This window comes from Roseicella sp. DB1501 (assembly GCF_013112485.1).
Taxonomy (GTDB): Bacteria; Pseudomonadota; Alphaproteobacteria; order Acetobacterales; family Acetobacteraceae; genus Paracraurococcus.
In genome coordinates, this window is the sequence record NZ_JABFHG010000045.1 from 1 (window position 1) to 1,422 (window position 1,422).

The window sequence follows — 1,422 nt, forward strand, 5'->3', positions numbered from 1 at the left end:
CACTACCTGGGCAGTATTCGATCTGGTGGCGGTCGGAACCGGCGTCGGCAATGCGGACAGCAGATCGGTGGGACAAGCTCAGCGAGCAGCCGCGCCATAATGGCGCGGCGCACGGCCGGCAGGCTCGGCGATGGTGGCGGTCCCGGAATACAGGCCCGCATTTTTCCCCGACCTCGCCGGGCGTTGCCCAGCAAGGCGACGGTGCTGCAGCCAGGCAAAGGCCATGCAGGTCATCAGCGCGTGCCGGTGCAGGCCGGTCCAGGACCGACCCTCGAAGTGGCCGAGACCGAGTTCCTGCTTGAGCTGCTGATGCCCTTGCTCGCAAACCCAGCGCGCCTTGATCGCGGCGGCAAGCGCCCGCAGCGAGGTCCGCGGCGGCAGGTTTGATAGGTAGTATTTGCGCTCGCCACTCGAGCGCCACTCGCCCACCAGCCAGACCTCGTCGCCCGGCAGGTGGCGGTTGTTCGCCCAGGTCTTGCCGTCACCGACCCGGATGCGGGTTGCCGCAAACCGCGCGGCCAGTGGGCCCTTGGTGCCGTGCCGCCAGGTCACCCGGCGCCAGGGCAGGTCCGCCAGCACCGCCCCGGCCTCTCGGGGCTCTTGGTCGGGTGCTGGGCGCCGCTTGCGGCCGGTGGGCGGGACCAGTTGGACGTCGGCGCCATAGACCTTCTGGTTGCGCGGGATGCCCACCGCCCAGGTCAGGCCACGCTCGCTCAGCCCGTGGCGGAAAGCCGCACTCGCGCCGTAGCCGGCATCGGCCAGCACGACGCTGAACCGCACGCCGGCAGCGATGAGCCGGTCCAACTCGGCCAGCGCGATCGCGCCCTTGGCTCGGGCCATCACCTCGTCCTTCGGCACGCCGGCGGCTGCGCAGCGCTCCGGATCGCGGCTCCACTCCTCGGGCAGGAACAGCCGCAGCCCAACAGGGACGGGCACCTCCCGCCCAGCCAGCGTCAGCGAGACCAGCGCCTGACAGTTCGCCCGCTTGCCGAGCTGGCCGCAGTACTGCCGCGCCACGCCCACCGAAAGCGTGCCCTTCTTCGGCAGCGCCGTGTCGTCGATCACCAGCACCGCCTCCGGCCCGCCCACCAGCCGGTCGGCCTGCTCGGCCAGCACCCGCCATAGCGGCGCGTCGTCCCAGGCCGGGCTGGCGATGAAGTGCTGCAACTGGTCATGGCCCGACAGCCCCAGGCTCGTCGCCATCGGCTGCAGGCTCTTGCGCTCACTCGGGCCCAGCAGGCCGCGCAGGTACAGCGGTGCCCAGAGCCGCCGCTTCTTGTGCCCGAGCGCCGCGAGAAACGGCTCCAGCCAGCGATCGAGATCGCCGCCGACGCCGCCCAATCCTGCCATCTCCACCTCTCACAACGTCCGTCAGCGACCAGATGGAGGTGGCAAGGCCTGACTTGAAGTGCCCAGGTAGTG

1 protein-coding gene is annotated in these 1,422 nt (G+C 70.7%); it reads right to left on the bottom strand.

What is annotated here, in order from left to right; translation table 11 throughout:
• Positions 1–78: 78 nt before the first annotated feature.
• A complete protein-coding gene (locus HJG45_RS28260; RefSeq protein ID WP_171617326.1) occupies positions 79–1,350 on the bottom strand; it encodes an IS701 family transposase in 1,272 nt (423 codons plus the stop codon).
• Positions 1,351–1,422 lie beyond the last annotated feature (72 nt).